The organism is Sphingomonas sp. OV641, assembly GCF_900109205.1.
Taxonomy (GTDB): Bacteria; Pseudomonadota; Alphaproteobacteria; order Sphingomonadales; family Sphingomonadaceae; genus Sphingomonas.
In genome coordinates this window covers 707,713-724,121 of sequence record NZ_FNZB01000001.1, presented here as the reverse complement: position 1 = coordinate 724,121, position 16,409 = coordinate 707,713, and the positions used below count along the sequence as shown (strand labels likewise).

At 65.4% G+C, this 16,409-nt stretch carries 17 protein-coding genes; 10 read left to right on the top strand and 7 right to left on the bottom strand.

Features of this window, described 5'->3' with window-relative positions:
- Positions 1 to 68 precede the first annotated feature (68 nt).
- Positions 69 to 3,023 (bottom strand): M16 family metallopeptidase, encoded by a 2,955-nt coding sequence (locus BMX36_RS03260; RefSeq protein WP_093063662.1) that lies wholly within the window; start codon positions 3,021 to 3,023, stop codon positions 69 to 71.
- Positions 3,024 to 3,194: 171 nt separating this feature from the next.
- On the opposite strand from BMX36_RS03260, the gene BMX36_RS03255 reads away from it, so the two are divergent.
- Positions 3,195 to 4,085 carry an aspartyl/asparaginyl beta-hydroxylase domain-containing protein gene (locus BMX36_RS03255; protein WP_256210642.1) on the top strand — a complete coding sequence of 297 codons (891 nt, stop codon included), beginning with the start codon at positions 3,195 to 3,197 and terminating at the stop codon, positions 4,083 to 4,085.
- A 37-nt stretch (positions 4,086 to 4,122) separates the two neighbouring features.
- Here BMX36_RS03255 and BMX36_RS03250 read toward each other — a convergent pair whose 3' ends face one another.
- The gene (locus BMX36_RS03250; protein ID WP_093063661.1) at positions 4,123 to 5,274 is read right to left on the bottom strand and encodes a winged helix-turn-helix domain-containing protein; all 1,152 of its coding nucleotides are present in this window, start codon (positions 5,272 to 5,274) and stop codon (positions 4,123 to 4,125) included.
- Between the two features lie 101 nt (positions 5,275 to 5,375).
- On the opposite strand from BMX36_RS03250, the gene BMX36_RS03245 reads away from it, so the two are divergent.
- From BMX36_RS03245 to BMX36_RS03225, 5 genes are all read left to right on the top strand, one after another.
- A complete protein-coding gene (locus tag BMX36_RS03245) occupies positions 5,376 to 5,948 on the top strand; it encodes a NifU family protein (RefSeq protein ID WP_093065182.1) in 573 nt (190 codons plus the stop codon).
- Positions 5,949 to 6,071: 123 nt separating this feature from the next.
- Entirely contained in the window at positions 6,072 to 6,665 is a 594-nt protein-coding gene (locus tag BMX36_RS03240) for a malonic semialdehyde reductase (RefSeq protein ID WP_093063660.1), read from the top strand.
- A 53-nt stretch (positions 6,666 to 6,718) separates the two neighbouring features.
- Positions 6,719 to 7,336 carry a tRNA (adenosine(37)-N6)-threonylcarbamoyltransferase complex dimerization subunit type 1 TsaB gene (tsaB, locus tag BMX36_RS03235; protein WP_093063659.1) on the top strand — a complete coding sequence of 206 codons (618 nt, stop codon included), beginning with the start codon at positions 6,719 to 6,721 and terminating at the stop codon, positions 7,334 to 7,336.
- Positions 7,333 to 7,809 carry a GNAT family N-acetyltransferase gene (locus BMX36_RS03230; protein ID WP_093063658.1) on the top strand — a complete coding sequence of 159 codons (477 nt, stop codon included), beginning with the start codon at positions 7,333 to 7,335 and terminating at the stop codon, positions 7,807 to 7,809. Before tsaB ends, BMX36_RS03230 begins: the two co-directional genes overlap by 4 nt.
- 57 nt (positions 7,810 to 7,866) lie before the next feature.
- Positions 7,867 to 8,289 carry a Fur family transcriptional regulator gene (locus BMX36_RS03225; RefSeq protein ID WP_066781339.1) on the top strand — a complete coding sequence of 141 codons (423 nt, stop codon included), beginning with the start codon at positions 7,867 to 7,869 and terminating at the stop codon, positions 8,287 to 8,289.
- Positions 8,290 to 8,370: 81 nt separating this feature from the next.
- Here BMX36_RS03225 and BMX36_RS03220 read toward each other — a convergent pair whose 3' ends face one another.
- Genes BMX36_RS03220 through BMX36_RS03210 form a run of 3 tightly spaced genes read right to left on the bottom strand, consistent with a single transcriptional unit; the run spans position 8,371 to position 10,282 of the window.
- Complete coding sequence (locus BMX36_RS03220; RefSeq protein ID WP_256210641.1) at positions 8,371 to 8,910, bottom strand: superoxide dismutase family protein; 540 nt, start codon at positions 8,908 to 8,910, stop codon at positions 8,371 to 8,373.
- Positions 8,911 to 8,963: 53 nt separating this feature from the next.
- The gene (locus tag BMX36_RS03215) at positions 8,964 to 9,416 is read right to left on the bottom strand and encodes a MaoC family dehydratase (RefSeq protein ID WP_093063656.1); all 453 of its coding nucleotides are present in this window, start codon (positions 9,414 to 9,416) and stop codon (positions 8,964 to 8,966) included.
- Positions 9,416 to 10,282, bottom strand: a complete 867-nt coding sequence (locus BMX36_RS03210; protein ID WP_093063655.1) for a CDP-alcohol phosphatidyltransferase family protein — start codon at positions 10,280 to 10,282, stop codon at positions 9,416 to 9,418. Before BMX36_RS03210 ends, BMX36_RS03215 begins: the two co-directional genes overlap by 1 nt.
- A 138-nt stretch (positions 10,283 to 10,420) precedes the next feature.
- Between BMX36_RS03210 and BMX36_RS03205 the strand changes: the two genes are divergently transcribed.
- The 4 genes from BMX36_RS03205 (at position 10,421) to BMX36_RS03190 (ending at position 14,235) form a co-directional block, all read left to right on the top strand.
- Entirely contained in the window at positions 10,421 to 11,527 is a 1,107-nt protein-coding gene (locus BMX36_RS03205; protein ID WP_066781315.1) for an inositol-3-phosphate synthase, read from the top strand.
- A gap of 17 nt (positions 11,528 to 11,544) precedes the next feature.
- Complete coding sequence (locus BMX36_RS03200; protein ID WP_093063654.1) at positions 11,545 to 12,276, top strand: phosphocholine cytidylyltransferase family protein; 732 nt, start codon at positions 11,545 to 11,547, stop codon at positions 12,274 to 12,276.
- A 67-nt stretch (positions 12,277 to 12,343) separates the two neighbouring features.
- Positions 12,344 to 12,829, top strand: a complete 486-nt coding sequence (locus BMX36_RS03195) for a hemerythrin domain-containing protein (protein WP_066781319.1) — start codon at positions 12,344 to 12,346, stop codon at positions 12,827 to 12,829.
- 17 nt (positions 12,830 to 12,846) lie between these two features.
- Complete coding sequence (locus tag BMX36_RS03190; RefSeq protein WP_093063653.1) at positions 12,847 to 14,235, top strand: UdgX family uracil-DNA binding protein; 1,389 nt, start codon at positions 12,847 to 12,849, stop codon at positions 14,233 to 14,235.
- A 482-nt stretch (positions 14,236 to 14,717) separates the two neighbouring features.
- Here BMX36_RS03190 and queE read toward each other — a convergent pair whose 3' ends face one another.
- Positions 14,718 to 15,350, bottom strand: a complete 633-nt coding sequence (gene queE / locus BMX36_RS03185; RefSeq protein WP_093063652.1) for a 7-carboxy-7-deazaguanine synthase — start codon at positions 15,348 to 15,350, stop codon at positions 14,718 to 14,720.
- Position 15,351: 1 nt separating this feature from the next.
- The gene (gene queC / locus BMX36_RS03180; RefSeq protein ID WP_177179010.1) at positions 15,352 to 16,050 is read right to left on the bottom strand and encodes a 7-cyano-7-deazaguanine synthase QueC; all 699 of its coding nucleotides are present in this window, start codon (positions 16,048 to 16,050) and stop codon (positions 15,352 to 15,354) included.
- Positions 16,051 to 16,409 lie beyond the last annotated feature (359 nt).

Here is a 16,409-nt window from a genome sequence, read left to right as displayed (position 1 = left end):
GGACTCGTCGAAGACCGATCGCCGTCGCGCCCGGCCACCCTGTCATGCGGGGCGGCCGGGCTCGTTGATTACTTGGCCTTGTCTTTCGGCAGAACCGTGAGCGTCCAGTCCCGCTCCGGCCGCAGGTATTTGGCAGCCGTGGCCTGCAACGTCTGCGGAGTGATCGACATATAGTCGCTGACCAAGGTTCGCGCGCCCGCTAGGCGGTTCGCGTCATAAGCGCCGCCACTCACCTGCAGCAGCCAGAACTGGTTGCCCGAGGATGCGCGCGCCAGATACTGCATCATCGGCCCGATCGCCCGGCGCAGCTCATCCTCCGTCACCGGCGTGGTGACGAGTTCGGCCGCGATCTCCCGGCTCAGCTTGAAGAACAGGTCGACGTTCTCCGGTGCGACCTGGCCGACGGCGAGCACGCGCCCGCCGCTGTTCAGCCCGAGCGGCCACTGGCTGAGCGCACTGGGGCTGTAGCTGGCACCCGCGACCGAACGAAGGCGATCGAACAGGCGATCGCCAAAGATCGCGGCGAGGATCTCCAGCCGGCGGCTTTCGGCAATCCCCTGCGTGCCGCCACCCGTGGGCCAGGCGATCACGGCAGCAGCCTGGGTGTCCGCGCCTTCGTGGGTCAACGCCTCGGGGCGGTCGTTATGGGCCGGGAAGGCCACATCCGATGCGACCAGCGGCGCTTCGGTACGCGGCTTGAGCGCGCCGAAGGTTCGGGCGACCGCGGCGACTGCCTCGTCCGCCTTCACGTCTCCGAACACGTCCACCTCGATCGGGCCCGTCGCCAGCAACGGCTCCCAAAGCTTACGGAACGCTTCCGGCGTCAGCGCCTCGATCTCCTCGCGCGTCGGCGGCCCCCAACGCGGATCCCCGGCGCGCAGCTTGCGCTCGAGATCGCGCGAAAGAACGCCATCGGGCGAGGAGTCAAACCCGGCATAGCCCGCCAGCGCACCGGCCTTGGCGCGCAGCACCGGCGCCGCATCCCAGCGCGGCGCGGCAAGCTTCGCCGCCATCAGCGCCAGATTGTCCGCATAGTCTCCCGGCGTGGTGATGGCGTTCAGGACGAACGCGTCGTCAGTGATGTCGAAGCCCAGCCCCATGCGACGGCCAGTGGTCAGCACGTCCAGGTCGCCCTGGTCCCATTTGCCGATCCCGCTCTGCACCAGCGCGCTCTCCGCGGCCCAGGCAGCCGTGGCCTTGTCGGCCGGCAGCGCGCCATAGCCCCGGCCAAAGCGCACGCGCAGATACACCCGCCCGGTCTCCGATCCGTTGGCGTACATCAGCATGCGCACGCCGTTCGAGAAAGTCACCTTCTCGACGCCCGGATCTGCGATCGCCTCTCGCGTGGCCACCGTGCCCGGCGTCCCCAGCTTGGGCAGGTCCTTGAAGTTGACCTTCGTTTGCCGCGTGCGGCGGCCGGCGAGCTTGGACACGTCGGCGGTCAGCGCGGCCGCCAGCTTCGCCGCCGCGCCCGGATCCGCCGCACGGGTGTTCACCAAAGCGCGCTCGGCATCACCCTGGAACACCCGGCGGGTCGACTCCAACGCTGCCGAAGCGGAAAACATCCCCTTCTTCTTGGCGTCGAGGAAGATGTTGTAGGATTCCTGCGGCCCCGCGACCGTCTCGCGGATGTCGAGCGCCTGCACCATGTCGTCGGCCTGTTTTGCACCGGCCTCGACCCGCGCCGTCTCGACATCATTGCGCATCGCGCCTTCGAACTCGGCCGTCTCGCGGTCCATCTCCGCCTGGCTGGGCGCCGTGGTCATCGCGTCGGCGATGACCGCGCGCACATCCTTCAGCGCCGCCTCCCAATCATCTCCGATCGGCAGGATGCTGACGAAGGTGCCGTTTGCCGACCGTGCGACATCCTCAAGATTCACGCTGGCCTGAAGGAAGCTGCCGCCCTGCCGCGCGCGGTTTTCCAGCCGGCGATTGATCACGCGCATCGCGACGAGATCGACCAGCCGCTTCTGATTGAAGATGATCGTATCATCACGATAGGTCCACGGGCGAAGGACCGCAGTGACGACCAATGGCGGAATGGACGGCTCGTTGATCGCCGCCGTCGGCGTCCCCTTCGGATCAGGCTTTCCAAAGTCCGGCTCTGCCGGATCGGCGCCGACACCCTCCCAGCCCCCGAAATTCTTAACGACGAGGCGGGCGGCCGTGGCCGGATCGATGTCGCCGGAGATGATCACCACGGTACGTGCCGGGCGATACCAACGCCGGTGGAAAGCCAGCACGCTCGCCGGCGTCGCGGCCTCCAGCGTCTTGACGTTCCCGATCGGAGACCGGTCGGCAAGCGGCTGTCCGGCGAAGAACAGGGCGTTGCGCGCATCGGACAGCCGCACCTGAGGCCCCGGTGCCTCGCGCTGTTCGGCCAGGACCGCCGGCCGCTCGGCCGCGAGGCCCTGCGCGTTGATGCCCGGTTCGGACATCATGCCGGCGAAGATCTTGAGGCTTTCGTCGAGGTTTGCCTCGGTCGCCGCCGGCAGATCGAGCTTGTAGACGGTCTGCGTCGGCGTGGTCTGAGCGTTCGAGTCCGAGCCGAACGTGGCGCCGAACCGTTGCCATACGCGCTTTGCCTCTCCGTCGGGCACGTACTTCGAACCGCGGAACGACAGATGCTCGATCAAATGCGCATAACCGCGCTCGTCATCGGTCTCGTTCAAAGATCCCGCGTCGATCCGCACGCGAACGGCGACCTGCCCGGGTGGCACGCCGTTCTTGCGCACGGCATAACGCAGCCCGTTCGGCAGAGCGCCGAAGTTCCAGGCTCGATCGGGCGGAATGTCCGATCCCTTGAATAGCCATGGCGCGGTATCGACCGTGATCGTCGCGGGATCGACGATCGTGCCCTGCGCGGGCGGTGTCGGCGTGGGCGGTTTCGGCGAGGTACGGGCGACGGCAGCGACGGCGCCGGCCTTTGGCGCAGCCTGCTGGCCGATGGCCGGAACGGCAACGATGGCAAGGAGCGGAAGAGCGGCGAACGGCGCAGAAAGTGCGCGCGGGAAGCGGATCATGGCCCGGCTTCTAGCCTGCTCGAAGCATCGCCGCCACACCCGGCGGCGATCTTTCGATCACCGTCTAAATGCCATGTTTTAGACCCGAATCGCCCCTAGGATCGCGGCCCGAGCGGTTGAATTGCACCAGCAAGATGCAAGCGGCCTTGAGGAAAAGAGCGGGAAAGCGACGTGGGGACCATCATCCAGACCCGGAACGAGATGCGTCAGGATTATGGCGTGCGATCCGCAATGATGGCAGGCGCCATCCTCGGCGATCCGCCCCGCGGCTTTGCCGATCGCCCGGGCGCCGACACACCGATATTGGGCAAGCTGCCACCGGAGATGAAGGCAGAGCCGAACCGCCCGCTCATCATCCGGCTGGGCAAGCACCTGCGCGGTGTGTTCGACAGCCTGATCGCCTCATCCTCGCTCGTTCCCAACGATCCAGTGCTGGACGTGCGCACCTTTCCCTGGACGCAGCTCCTGCGCGATCACTGGCAGGACATTCGGGCGGAGGCCATGCAGGTGGCGTTGCAGGGCGATGCGTCCCCCAGCCTCGCCACGATATCGCCCGATCACCGCTCCATCGCGCAACTGGGCATGTGGCGCTCGTTCTTCCTCTGGGGCTACGGCTACCGCATCGACGACAATGCCGCACGTTGCCCGGTGACGAGCGCGCTGGTGAAGCAGATTCCGGGGCTGAACAGCGCCTTTTTCTCGATCCTCGCGCCGGGCACGCACATTCCGGCGCATCGCGGCGTCTCCAAGGGGCTGATCACCTGTCACCTCGGCCTGATCGTGCCGCGTGATGGCGACGTGCGCATGCGCGTCGATCGGCGCGTGGTCCGCTGGAGCGAAGGCGAAACCCTGGTCTTCGACGACACCTATGATCACGAGGTGTGGAACGAGACGGATGGTACCCGCGTGGTCCTGCTGATCCAGTTCGAACGGCCGCTCCGCAACCCGGGCAAGTGGATTGCGGACATGTTTCTGGGCATCGTCCGTCGCTCTGCCTTCGTGCAGGAAGCGCGCGACAACATCGCCGCCTGGAATGCCGCCATCAAGCAAATGGACTTCTGAAAGCCGGGCACGCGCCTGGCCTGGCGCCCGCCCCGCGTCAGCGCGCCACCACATCCAGGCCGAGCCATGTCGCCATGGTCTGCAACTCTTCCTCCAGCCGGTCCATCGCGGTGCCCGGCGCGCCCGGTTCAATATGGCAGGCCCGCACCAGCAGCCGGCCCCCGTCGCGATCCGCCTTCAGGTCGACACGCGCCACGATCTGCTCGTTCAGCAGGAAGGGCAGCACGTAATAACCCCAGCGGCGCTTCTCCGCCGGCACGTAGATCTCGATCCGGTATCGAAATCCGAACAGCCTTTCCGTACGGGCCCGCTCCCAGATCAGCGGGTCGAACGGCGCGAGCAGCGCCTGCGTTTCGATCCGGCGCGGGCGCTTCGCGGCGTGATGCAGGTACGCCGCCGGCCAGCCCTCCACGGTTACCGGGCGGAACACACCCTCCTCCACCAACCGCGCGATGGCGGCGGACGCATCGGCCGGCGTCAGGCGGAAGTAATCGCGCAACTCCCCCGCGGTGGCGATCCCAAGTGCGCGACCCGCGCGTTCCACCAAGGCTGCATGAGCGCTCGCTTCGTCCAGGGTCGGCAGGTCAAGCACGGCGCTCGGCAGCACGCGCTCGGGAACGTCATACACCCGCTCGAACCCGCGTCGCCGGGTGGCCGTCGTGACATGGCCGGCATAGAACAGCCACTCGAGCGCGGTCTTCGCCCCGCTCCATTCCCACCATCCCGTCCGGCTGCTTTCCACGTCGGACGCCGCCATCGCGCCCTCGCTGCGGATGCGCGCCAGCAACGCCATCGCCTCGGGCCGCCGCTCCGTCGCAAACCGCCGCATGGCCTCGGACCGGAGCAGCCCGCGATCGGCGCGCGCCATGCGCCAGCGAAGCAGGGGATGAAGGTTCAGCGGCAGCAGCGACGCCTCATGCGCCCAATATTCGAACATGCGCCGCTGCGATCGTGCGCCCCATGCCGCTTTGTCGAACAGATCGCGGTCATAGCCGCCCAGGCGCGAAAAGGCCGGCAGATAATGGGCGCGCGCAAGGACGTTGACGCTGTCGATCTGGTGCAGCGCCAGCCGGTCGAGCGTACGCCGCAGATGGACGGGGGAGACATGATCCGGGCGACGTGCGCCAAATCCTTGCGCCGCAAGAGCGATGCGGCGCGCGGCCGCTGGCGAAATCCGGTCAGGCTCCATGGCGCTCACCGCTATCGAACGCAGGGAGATTGCGCGACCGGAAACCTTTCCTTTCCGTGCGCCCGCTTGATCGGTCCAGTCCCGCACGCCACATGCAGTTTATGTTGATCGAGACCGAACCGACGCCGAACCCGGCCACCCTTAAATTCCTGCCGGGCCGCATCGTCATGGATGCCGGCACGCGGGACTTCGCCAATCCGGAGGAGGCAGAGGCTTCGCCGCTCGCGACCGCGCTGTTCGATCTGGGCGATGTCAGCGGCGTATTCTTCGGTCGGGACTTCATCTCGGTGACGATCGCACCGGGAAGCGACTGGCGGGACGTGAAGCCCGACGTGCTTGCCATTCTGATGGATCATTTCACCGCACAGATGCCGCTGTTCCGTCAGGCATCGGCCGGCTTCTCCGTGCCGCCCGCCGAGGAGCATTACGACGATGATCCCGCCGACGCGGAAATCGTCGCCCAGATCAAGGAATTGATCGACACGCGCGTGCGCCCGGCGGTGGCGAACGATGGCGGTGACATCGTTTATCGCGGGTTCGACAAGGGCAAGGTCTATCTGCGGATGCAGGGCGCCTGCTCGGGCTGCCCCTCTTCCACGGCAACGCTGAAGAACGGCATCGAACAGCTGCTGCGCTATTACGTGCCGGAAGTCACCGAGGTTCGGGCGATCTGATCGGGCGCCGCAGCGGGTGCGCCTAGCACGCGCCCGTTCGGCGGATTGATGTCCTCACCAACACCTGATCCCCACGGTCGACACCCTCAAACCGACATCCTGCAATCGAGACAAGGACTGAAGATGGCCGCCCCGCTTGACGATGCCGCGCTGGACCAGCTGTTCCGTGCCGGCCGCACCTACAACGGCTTCACCGATCAGCCGGTCGGCGAAGATCAGCTGCGCGCCATCTGGGATCTGATGAAAATGGGGCCGACCAGCGCCAATCAGCTTCCCGCCCGGCTGGTCTGGTGCGTCAGCGACGAAGCGAAGGAGAAGCTTGCCGCCTGCGCCAGCGACAGCAATGCGGACAAGATCCGCAAGGCGCCTGTCTCGGTTGTCATCGGCATGGACGTGAACTTCCACGAACACCTGCCGGAGCTGTTTCCGCATACCGATGCCAAGAGCTGGTTCGACGGCAATAATGAACTGCGGGAAGCGTCGGCGTTCCGCAATTCCTCGCTTCAGGGCGGCTATTTCATCCTCGCCGCGCGTGCGCTCGGGCTGGATACCGGCCCGATGAGCGGGTTTGACGCAGGTCAGGTGGACAAGGCCTTCTTTGCCGATCAGCCCGGTGTCCGCACCAACTTCATCTCCACCCTCGGCTATGGCGATCCGTCGACCATCTTCGCCCGCAGCCCGCGCCCGGCGTTCGAAAAGTTCAACCGCATCGCGTGATGCTCGGCTGATTTAGGGGTTGAGCCGCATCGCGGCGGTGGCAAAGGGGCGCGATGCCGCGCACGCTAGTTATCGACACCGCCACTGCCGCCTGTTCCGTCGCCCTGCGGGAGGGCGGACAGGTCATCGCGGCCATTCACGATGTGGTCGGGCGGGGTCATGCCGAGCGACTGGTGCCGATGATCGCGCAGCTTCCAGGCGGTGGCCGGGCTGACGAGATCATGGTTGATGTGGGGCCCGGCAGCTTCACGGGCATCCGCGTGGGGATCGCCGCCGCGCGGGCTCTGGGCGTGGGCTGGAATGCTTCGGTGCGTGGCTATTCGTCGCTGTCCCTGATCGCTGCGGCCGCCTTTGCTGCTGGCGAAAATGCCCCGCTTGCGGTCGTGCTTGAAGGCGGGCACGGTGAGGTCTTCATGCAAGGGTTCACCGCCTCGCCCCTGATGCCTACCGAGCCGCTGGCCTCGCTACGGCCCGATGTGGCACTCGCGGCGCTCAATGGGCGAACTGCAGTGGGAAACGGCGTTCGCTGGCTCACCCAACTGGACCCCTCCGTTGCGGCGCGGGAGGCATTGCCCGAGGCCGCGAACGCCATCCTCCTGCCCGTTGATCTCGCCACTCTGCCCGCACGTCCGCTGTACGGCCGCGCACCGGACGCGAAACTTCCCTCATGAGCACCCGCCTCCACATGGTGGAATTGGTGACTGGGACGGCCGCAGACCTTGGCGCTGTCGAGCAGGTGATGGCCAGCGCGTTCGATCCGCGGTTCGGAGAAGCGTGGACGCGCAGCCAGCTCCTTGGGATCCTCGGCATGCCGGGCGTGTGGCTGACGCTTGCGCGGGTCGACGGCGAGGCGGCCGGCTTTGCCCTTGCCCGCGCGATCGTGGACGAGGCTGAATTGCTGTTGCTGGCCACTGCGCCCGCCTTCCGTCGCCAAGGCGTCGGCTCGGCCCTGGTGCGCAGTATTCTCGCCGACGCTCGGGAGCGCGGTGCCGTCCGTGTCCACCTGGAGGTTCGCGCCGGCAACAATGCGGTGGAGCTCTATCGCGGCACCGGCTTCGCCAAATGTGGTGAGCGTCGGGGCTATTACCGGGGCAAGGGCGGCCAGGTCTATGACGCTCACAGCTACTCAATCGCGCTAAGCTGAGGTTGTTGCGAGTCGTTTACGCTTTTCGCAACAGGCTCTCGGCACTACATGGGCAACATGCCACGCAAGATCGATCTTGAAGCGCTCTGCCAGGAAAAGGGCTTGCGCATCACCGAACAGCGGCGGGTGATCGCCCGCGTTCTCTCCGAAGCCGATGACCATCCCGATGTGGAGAAGGTCTATGAGCGTGCTTCCGCCATCGACCCCGGCATTTCCATTGCCACCGTATATCGCACGGTCCGTCTGTTCGAAGAGGCCGGCATCCTCGACCGGCACGATTTCGGTGATGGTCGCGCCCGGTACGAACCTTCGCCGGAGGCACACCACGATCATTTGATCGATGTGGAAACCGGCAAGGTGATTGAATTCGTCGATCCGGAACTCGAGCTGCTGCAAAAGCAGATTGCGGAGCGTCTCGGCTTCCGCCTGGTCGATCACCGCATGGAGCTTTACGGTGTCAGCCTTGCTCGCAAGGATTGATACGTCAGCGCCGCGTCACTGACCCGGTACGATATGAGCGGTGATGAAGGGGCTGGCCGAAAGGCACAGCCCCTTTCTCATTCACGACGGCTGGAACACGCCGCATGCGACACGGCCGCCGCTGTTCCCTGAAGGGTCGGTCTTCAGATCGTCCGGTCCGGCATGAACAATGAATGCGGCTCCGTCCGTGTCCAGCAATCCCGTCATGGTCGCGTTCGGAATGGTCGCTGCGACCGTGCCGCGGCCGCCTGAATCGATGATCAAATTGGGGATGTCGCCCTGGTGCGGGCCCTGCGGGTTCATCGTTCCGTGCTTCATGCTGGTCGGGTTCCAATGCCCGCCTGCCGTTTCGAAGCCCGGCGCATCGCACCTGCCAGTCGTATGGATATGGGCGCCATGCGTACCCGCCGGCATATCTTTCACGTCCACCGTGATACGCAGGCCGCCCGACACTTCGGTGGCAGTCGCGCGTCCCACGTCGGCGCCCGCTGCGGTGCGCATCATCGCCACCGCGCTGGCACCGCCAGCGACCGGCGCGCCCGTTTCCAGCTTGCCTTCGTCGCAAGCTCCCAGCGCCAGCGCACAGGTCGCCACGCCAGCCGTCGCCATTAACCGAATCATACGTCGTCTCCCGTTTCGTATTCGAAACGGCAACCGCGCTTGCCGGTTCCGGGTCAAGCAGGCTTTGCCAGCATCAGCGCGGCCCGTGTGGTGCGGCAAACGATTTCGTCGCGCTGATTGATGCCAATATGCTCGAACGTCACGATCCCCTGCCCCGGCCGCGACGATGACGGGCGCAGGCCCTTCACTTCGGTTTCGACGCGGATGGTATCTCCCGCGAACACCGGCTTGGGGAACACCGTCTCGCTCATCCCCAGATTGGCAACCGTCGTACCGAAGGTGGTGTCCTGCACGCTGAGTCCGATCACCAGCCCAAGGGTGAAGAGCGAATTCACCAGCGGCTTTCCGAACTCCGTCGTGGCGGCATAGGCATGGTCGATGTGCAGCGCCGCCGGATTATAGGTCAGTGCGGAAAAGAGCATGTTGTCCGCCTCGATGACGGTGCGGCGGATCTCATGAACAAATCGCTGCCCAATCGAGAACTCCTCGAACCACAGGCCGGCCATCAGTAGCGCCCCCGGCCGATCAGATCGACGAGACGGCGGCATTGCGCATGCTGGCGCGCAACACCCATGACGAGCAACAGGTTGAACAAGCTGATCTCCACAAGAAAGAACCACAACGGGCTGCCCGCCAGCATGCTGAGCCCCAGAATGATGGTGCGCGGATTGGCGCCAAGCATTCCCGGCAGCAGCAGGAACGACGGCCCCACTTCCCGCGCCAGTCGCGCGATCCGCTGGCGTTCCGCCTGATCGAACTCGGCGCTGGTGACCAGTGCGTTGATGCGGCTGGTCGCCCCGGTCAGGACGCCGGACACCGCCAGATACGCTCTGCCCAGCGCACCGCCGACACCTTTTGGCGCGCTGCGATCATGCTGAAGCCATGGCACGCCATAGGCCCACCATTGATAACTGCGCCGGGAGCTTTCGGCGAAGATGGACTGAGCGACGCGCGATAGCCCCGCTCCGATCACGATCAGCCAGGCGGCCGCACCGAATGCATCGTCAAGGACGCTGCCGAGCAGAACGTACAGCGCGACGTGCCCGCCATAATCGCAAAGGCCGTCGACCACTTCACCATTGGCGCTTGCCCGTCCGGTCAGCCGGGCAAGGTCGCCGTCCGCACCATCCACGACATGCCACAACAGGTGGATCGCGAAGCCGGCGAGGATCGCCGCCGTGGTGCCGACGCGCGCGTAAAGGATCCCCGCCGCGATCACCATCAGCGCGCCGAAAACCGATACCATGTTGGGCGTCACCGGAGTCGGCACCAGCGCCCGCGCCAGCCGCTTGGCGGCGGGGTGATAAACCGTGCGGTTCAGAAAGCCTTGCAGCTCGCGCGGCTTTCCCGTCACTGTCGGCCCCACATCCATCGTCGTCACTTTTTGCGTCCCCTTGCGTTCCCCTTAGCAGCCGCACGGGTCGCTTGACAGAAGTCGCGCATCTGTCACGACGCTGCAAATCAATTGTCATGGCCAGGGCTTACCTCTGGTCCTTTGGGGTTTCACAGAATGGCGACGATCAAGGTGGCGGTTATCGGGATCGGCAACTGCGCATCCAGTCTGGTTCAGGGTAAATATCATTACGCCGCCAGCAACACCGCGCACGGCCTGATCCATGAGGAGATCGGCGGCTACCGCGTTTCGGATCTGGAATTCGTCGCCGCGTTCGACGTCGATTCCCGCAAGGTCGGGCTCGATCTGGGCAAGGCCATTTTCGCCAAGCCGAATTGCACCAAGGTGTTCCACGCCGACGTGCCGGAAACCGGCACGGTCGTGCAGATGGGCGTGCGGCTGGACGGCGTCGCCCCGCACATGCTCACCGCGGCCAATGATCGCGGGTTCGAGATGGACGAGACGCGCGATGCCACCAAGGCGGAAATCGTGCAGGCGCTGAAGGATTCGGGCGCGGAGGTTCTCGTGAACTTCCTGCCCGTCGGCAGCCAGGAGGCGACCGAATTCTACATGGAATGCGCGCTTGAGGCGCGTGTCGGCGTGGTCAACTGCATGCCCGTCTTCATCGCCAGCCGCCCGGAGTGGGAGAAGAAGTTCGCAGACGCTGGTCTGCCGATCATCGGGGATGACGTAAAGGCGCAGGTTGGCGCCACGATCGTCCACCGCGTTCTTTCGAACCTGTTCGCCCAGCGCGGCGTCACGGTGGATCACACCTATCAGCTGAACACCGGCGGCAACACCGACTTCATGAACATGCTCGATCGCAATCGGCTGTCGAGCAAGAAGGAGTCCAAGACCGAAGCGGTGCAGGCCGTCCTTTCCGAGCGTCTGGCCGACGAGAACATCCATGTCGGCCCGTCGGACTACATTCCGTGGCTGCACGACAACAAGCTGTGCTTCCTCCGCCTGGAGGGCAATCTGTTCGGCGACGTGCCGATGAACCTTGAGCTGCGTCTGTCGGTGGAAGACTCGCCGAACTCCGCCGCCGTGGTGGTGGACGCGATCCGCTGCGTGAAGGTCGGCCTGGAGCGCGGCGCCGCAGGGGCGCTCACCGGCCCATCGGCCTTCTTCTGCAAGCACCCGCCCGAGCAGTTTACGGATGATATCGCCGCGCAGATGACGGACGATTTCATCCACGCGGACGCGCGGCTCGCCGCCGAGTAAGCAGGGACCGCATTGTCTTGAAAGCCCTGATCGTCGCAGCCGGCTTTGGCAGCCGGCTGCGCGAGGTTTCACCCTCAAAGCCTCTGACCAGTGTGGCGGGCATGCCGCTCATTGCCCGGGTGATCGCTGCTGCGCGTGAAGGCGGCGCCACCAGCTTTGTCGTGGTGACGGGGCATGAAAGCGCCCGGCTGACCAGCTTCCTCCACGCCCTTGATCCCGCGATCACCTGTGTGGTCACGCAGGACTGGGCATTGCCAAACGGCCATTCCGTCCTCACGGGCGCCGATGCGATCGGGCCGGAGCGCCACCTGCTGATGATGGCGGATCACCTGTTCGACCCGGCAATCGTCGCACGCATGATCGCGGCGCCACCGGCTCCGCTGGCGCTGGCGGTCGACCGGCGGCTCGACAACCGGCTGGTGGATCTGGACGACGTCACCCGCGTCCGCACCAGCGGCGATCGCATCGTCGCCATCGGAAAGCATCTGCCGGACTATGACGCGTTCGACTGCGGCGTCTTCACCGTGGACGGCCGCTTCCACGCCGCCCTCCGGCACGTGATCGCCACCGGCGGAACCGGCTCGATCTCTGCCGGGGTTGAGGCACTTGCCGATACCGGCGGGGCTGTCGCCGTCGACATTGGTGACACCTGGTGGCTCGACGTGGACGATGCCCGCGCGCTCGCCCAGGCGGAGGCCGCGATGCAAGGTGCTCAGCCGGACGTTCGGCGGACTGCGCTCACCGCCTGAAAACAGATCGCAACAGCAACCTGCACTCCCCTCGCCGGTTCTCCCGAGCATAGCGAGGAGCGCCACCATGTCCGAACCGCAGATCTATCGCGACCTGAAGGCCGATCACGACAAGCAGCGCGCGATGCTGAAGCAATTGTCCGAACAGTCCGGCGACACGTCGGAGCGCCGCACCCTGTTTGAAACATTCCGCCTTGAATTGCAGAGCCATGCCGCTGCCGAGGAGGAGTCGCTCTATGCCGTGATGCTTGGCAACCCGGATCTGCGCGATGACGCGCGGCATTCCGTCTCCGAACATAAGGAGGTCGACGACCTGCTCGGCGAGATGATGGATCTCCCTTTCGGGTCTGGTGAGTGGGAGGAGCGTTTCGCCCATATGCGGCATCGCTACGAACATCACATCGACGAGGAAGAGGAGGAGATGTTCCCCGCCGCGGACAAGGAACTGGATGACGCCACCGAGCAGGAGATGGCGGCCACCTACGAGGAGCGCAAACCCGCCGAGCTGGAGATCGCGCGCGATAATCCGCCGGGCAGCGACGAGCGCGACTGAACGGTCACTACGCCACCATGCGGCTCGTCACGCTTTCCGAACCGGACGATTTCGAAACATGGCGCGATGCAGCGCGGGGGCTGATCGGCGCCCGCGTTCCGCCCGATGATGTGGTGTGGCAGGTCGGCGGTCAGCCAGCCGATCTGTTCGCCACCACCGCCACGCCGCGCAATGATCCGGTCGATGCGGGCTTCAAGGTACCACGATCGTTCCTCGACCTCGCGCGGAACGCGATCCTGCATCGCGATCCGGAACGGTTCTCCCTCCTCTATACCCTGCTCGCACGGCTACGGCGCCAGCCCGGCCTGATCGAGGACCACGCCGATCCCCTGGTCCGCCGTCTGGAGGGGCTCGCCAAGCATGTCCGGCGAGACATTCACAAGATGCGCGCCTTTCTCCGCTTCCGGGAGGTGCAGGAGGGCGATGCCAGCCGCTATGTCGCCTGGTTCGAGCCGGAGCATCATATCGTCCGCGCCAATGCGGCCTTTTTCGTCAACCGCTTCGCCAGCATGCGCTGGTCGATCCTCACCCCTGAGGTATCGCTTCACTGGGACGGCAGCACGCTCAGCGAAGGCCCGGGCGCCACCAAGGCGGATGCGCCGGAGGGGGATCCGACGGAGGAGGTTTGGAAAACCTATTACGCCTCCATCTTCAATCCGGCGCGGGTGAAGGTCGGCGCGATGCTGAAGGAGATGCCGCGCAAATACTGGAAAAACATGCCGGAGACCGCGTTGGTGCCGGAATTGCTGGCAACGGCCCAGGCACGGGAGAGCGGGATGATCGCCAAGGCACGGGTTGCGCCGGGCGGAAACAGCGAGATCGCCTGGCAGGCGCTTCGGGATGAGGCAATGAGCTGCACCCGCTGTCACCTCTACAAGCATGCGACCCAGACCGTATTCGGCGAAGGCCCCGTCTCCGCCAGCATCATGTTTGTGGGCGAGCAGCCCGGCGATCAGGAAGACCTGTCAGGTCACCCCTTTGTCGGCCCGGCTGGGCAATTGTTCGATCGCGCCTTGAACGAGGCCGGCATCGATCGCTCTCAGACCTATGTCACCAATGCCGTGAAGCACTTTAAGTTCGAGCCGCGCGGCAAGCGGCGGATCCACGCCAAGCCGGACGGGGGCGAGATCGAAGCCTGTCGCTGGTGGATCGAGCAGGAACAGATGCTGGTACGGCCCAAAGTCACTGTCGCGCTGGGAGCGACCGCCGCACGCTCGCTGTTCGGCAAGGTCATGACGATCAGCCGCGAGCGCGGCCAAGCCAAGCGGCTGCCCGGCGACGCCGGCGAGGCGTGGATCACGGTCCACCCAAGCTATCTGCTGCGCCTCCCCGACGAAGCAGCGCGCACGAGTGAATTCTCCCGCTTTGTCGAAGATCTGCGGTCGGCCAAGGCTGCGGCGGCGTAACGTCCCGTCAAAAGGATTGCAGCACGAGGTCTGTGGCGCCGGTCCGGCCATGGCCGGAGACTTTCGCGAGATCCGATAAGTCGCCGCACAAGCTGCGTCACCGCGGCCTTTCTGAGAGCACCTTGGCGCCCCGCCGCAAGCTGCATCTTTACGGCCCTGTGCGGGACCGCTGCGGCTCCCCCACAAGCTTCGTCATCCCGGCCTTGCGCCGGGATCCAATGCTCCACGAACGCAACGGCTTGAGGTTTGCGGCTTGGCAAACTTCGGGATGTGCCTGGCATGACGAGGGGGAATTACACAGAGCTCTCGCGTTGCGCCGGGATCCCGGGCGGGCGAACTCGCCAGCTTGGACTACCAGTTCCACGCCGCGCAGCGGAAGCCTCTCTCAAAGAGCCCACCTACCCCGGGGAAGAAGAATCAGCCCGAGTCGATCACCATCGCACGTCGCATCAGCAATCCAGCTCAGCCAACGGCGGCGACGCTCAGCGCAATCCCAACATTTTATGCGTCTGCAGCGACAGCCGCCAGCGCGGCCGCTCCATTACCAGCGCCATCGCCGCATCCTGATTGGCCGCGGCGTTTGGATCATCCAGCGGCTGGATCAGGAAGTGGCGGAAATCCCAGCCTTCCATCGCGACCACGTCGCTGCCCGGCTGCGGCCACACCAGTTTCAACTCGTCTCCGGCACGCTGCACCGTCTCGCTCCCAGCCTTGGGGCTGATACACACCCAGTCGATGCGCGGGTGAACCGGAAGCGTGCCGTTGCTCTCGATGGCGATGAAAAAGCCGGCATCGTGCAGGGCGTCGATGAGCGCATCGTCCACCTGCAACATAGGCTCGCCACCGGTCAGCACGACGAAACGATCCGTCTCGCCGCCGTCCCACATCTGGACCACCGCTTCGGCCAGCGCTGCCGCGTCAGCAAATCGCCCGCCGCCAAGCCCGTCCATGCCGACGAAATCGGTGTCGCAGAACCGGCAGATGGCGCTTGCCCGATCCTGCTCCCGGCCGGACCACAGATTACACCCGGCGAAGCGCACGAACACGGCGCGCCGCCCCGCCTGAACGCCCTCACCTTGCAGCGTCAGGAACATTTCTTTGACGGCGTAGCTCATGTCAGGGCGCCGGCGGGGTCACCGCATAGACCGTCGGGTCGGGGATCCCGGCATCCGCGAAGCCTTTGTGGCGAAGCCGGCAGCTGTCGCACAATCCGCAATGCGTGCCAGCCGGCGTCGGATCGTAACACGACCAGCTCAGCCCCAGATCGAGGCCCAGCCGATTGCCTTCGCGCACGATATCCGCCTTGGTCATATGCTGCAGCGGCGCGTGGATGCGGAAAGCCTCGCCTTCCACCCCGGCTTTGGTGGCGAGTTCCGCCAGGCGCTCGAACCCAGCGATGAACTCCGGGCGGCAATCGGGGTATCCTGAATAATCGAGCGCATTGACGCCGATGAAGAGCGAGCGGGCGCCCGCCGCCTCCGCCCAGGCCAGCGCCAGGCTGAGAAACACCGTGTTGCGCGCCGGAACATAGGTGACCGGCACGCCTGCGCCGACACCGTCTTTGGGCACGTCGATATCGGCCGTCAGCGCCGACCCGCCGAAAGCTGAAAGATCGATCGGAAGAATGACATGGCGCACGGCGCCCAATGCGCTGGCGATCCGACGTGCGGCCGCCAGTTCCACGTGATGACGCTGGTTGTAGTCGACCGAAAGAGCGAAGACGCGATATCCGGCCTCACGCGCAAGCGCGGCCGAAATCATCGAGTCGAGGCCGCCCGAAACGAGGACGACGGCAGAAGGTTGATCGCTGGACATGATCGCGCGCCCGCTAGGCGCATCGGCCGCCGGATGCAAGGAATTGGGCAAAGAAAATGGCCGTTCGCATCACCGAACGGCCAAGGTCGCCCTGGCTAGAGGGCAGAAAAACTAGGGAGAGAAGTGCTCGGCTAGAAGCACGGGCTGTTTCTACCCACGCGAAGGTAAAGAACAGGTGAATGCGACGAACGCGCGCCCGCCCGCCCCCGCGCTGACGCACGCCGCTTCACAGCCAGCGGCTATTCACTTCACGAGCAGTCACGGCGAAGGCTCCGCTGGCCCCCGGCCCGAGAAACGAAACGCTCAAAACCGGTCGGCACCCAGGAGCGGCAATTTGCACCATCTCGAACGGCGCCGTT

Excerpts from the sequence above, each read along its gene's own strand:
- BMX36_RS03260 (WP_093063662.1), bottom strand. The coding sequence starts at position 3,023 with ATGATCCGCTTCCCGCGCGCACTTTCTGCGCCGTTCGCCGCTCTTCCG.
- BMX36_RS03250 (WP_093063661.1), bottom strand. The coding sequence starts at position 5,274 with ATGGAGCCTGACCGGATTTCGCCAGCGGCCGCGCGCCGCATCGCTCTT.
- BMX36_RS03245 (WP_093065182.1), top strand. The coding sequence starts at position 5,376 with ATGTTGATCGAGACCGAACCGACGCCGAACCCGGCCACCCTTAAATTC.
- BMX36_RS03240 (WP_093063660.1), top strand. The coding sequence starts at position 6,072 with ATGGCCGCCCCGCTTGACGATGCCGCGCTGGACCAGCTGTTCCGTGCC.
- tsaB (WP_093063659.1), top strand. The coding sequence starts at position 6,719 with ATGCCGCGCACGCTAGTTATCGACACCGCCACTGCCGCCTGTTCCGTC.
- BMX36_RS03230 (WP_093063658.1), top strand. The coding sequence starts at position 7,333 with ATGAGCACCCGCCTCCACATGGTGGAATTGGTGACTGGGACGGCCGCA.
- BMX36_RS03225 (WP_066781339.1), top strand. The coding sequence starts at position 7,867 with ATGCCACGCAAGATCGATCTTGAAGCGCTCTGCCAGGAAAAGGGCTTG.
- BMX36_RS03220 (WP_256210641.1), bottom strand. The coding sequence starts at position 8,910 with ATGATTCGGTTAATGGCGACGGCTGGCGTGGCGACCTGTGCGCTGGCG.
- BMX36_RS03215 (WP_093063656.1), bottom strand. The coding sequence starts at position 9,416 with ATGGCCGGCCTGTGGTTCGAGGAGTTCTCGATTGGGCAGCGATTTGTT.
- BMX36_RS03210 (WP_093063655.1), bottom strand. The coding sequence starts at position 10,282 with ATGGATGTGGGGCCGACAGTGACGGGAAAGCCGCGCGAGCTGCAAGGC.
- BMX36_RS03205 (WP_066781315.1), top strand. The coding sequence starts at position 10,421 with ATGGCGACGATCAAGGTGGCGGTTATCGGGATCGGCAACTGCGCATCC.
- BMX36_RS03195 (WP_066781319.1), top strand. The coding sequence starts at position 12,344 with ATGTCCGAACCGCAGATCTATCGCGACCTGAAGGCCGATCACGACAAG.
- BMX36_RS03190 (WP_093063653.1), top strand. The coding sequence starts at position 12,847 with ATGCGGCTCGTCACGCTTTCCGAACCGGACGATTTCGAAACATGGCGC.
- queE (WP_093063652.1), bottom strand. The coding sequence starts at position 15,350 with ATGAGCTACGCCGTCAAAGAAATGTTCCTGACGCTGCAAGGTGAGGGC.
- queC (WP_177179010.1), bottom strand. The coding sequence starts at position 16,050 with ATGTCCAGCGATCAACCTTCTGCCGTCGTCCTCGTTTCGGGCGGCCTC.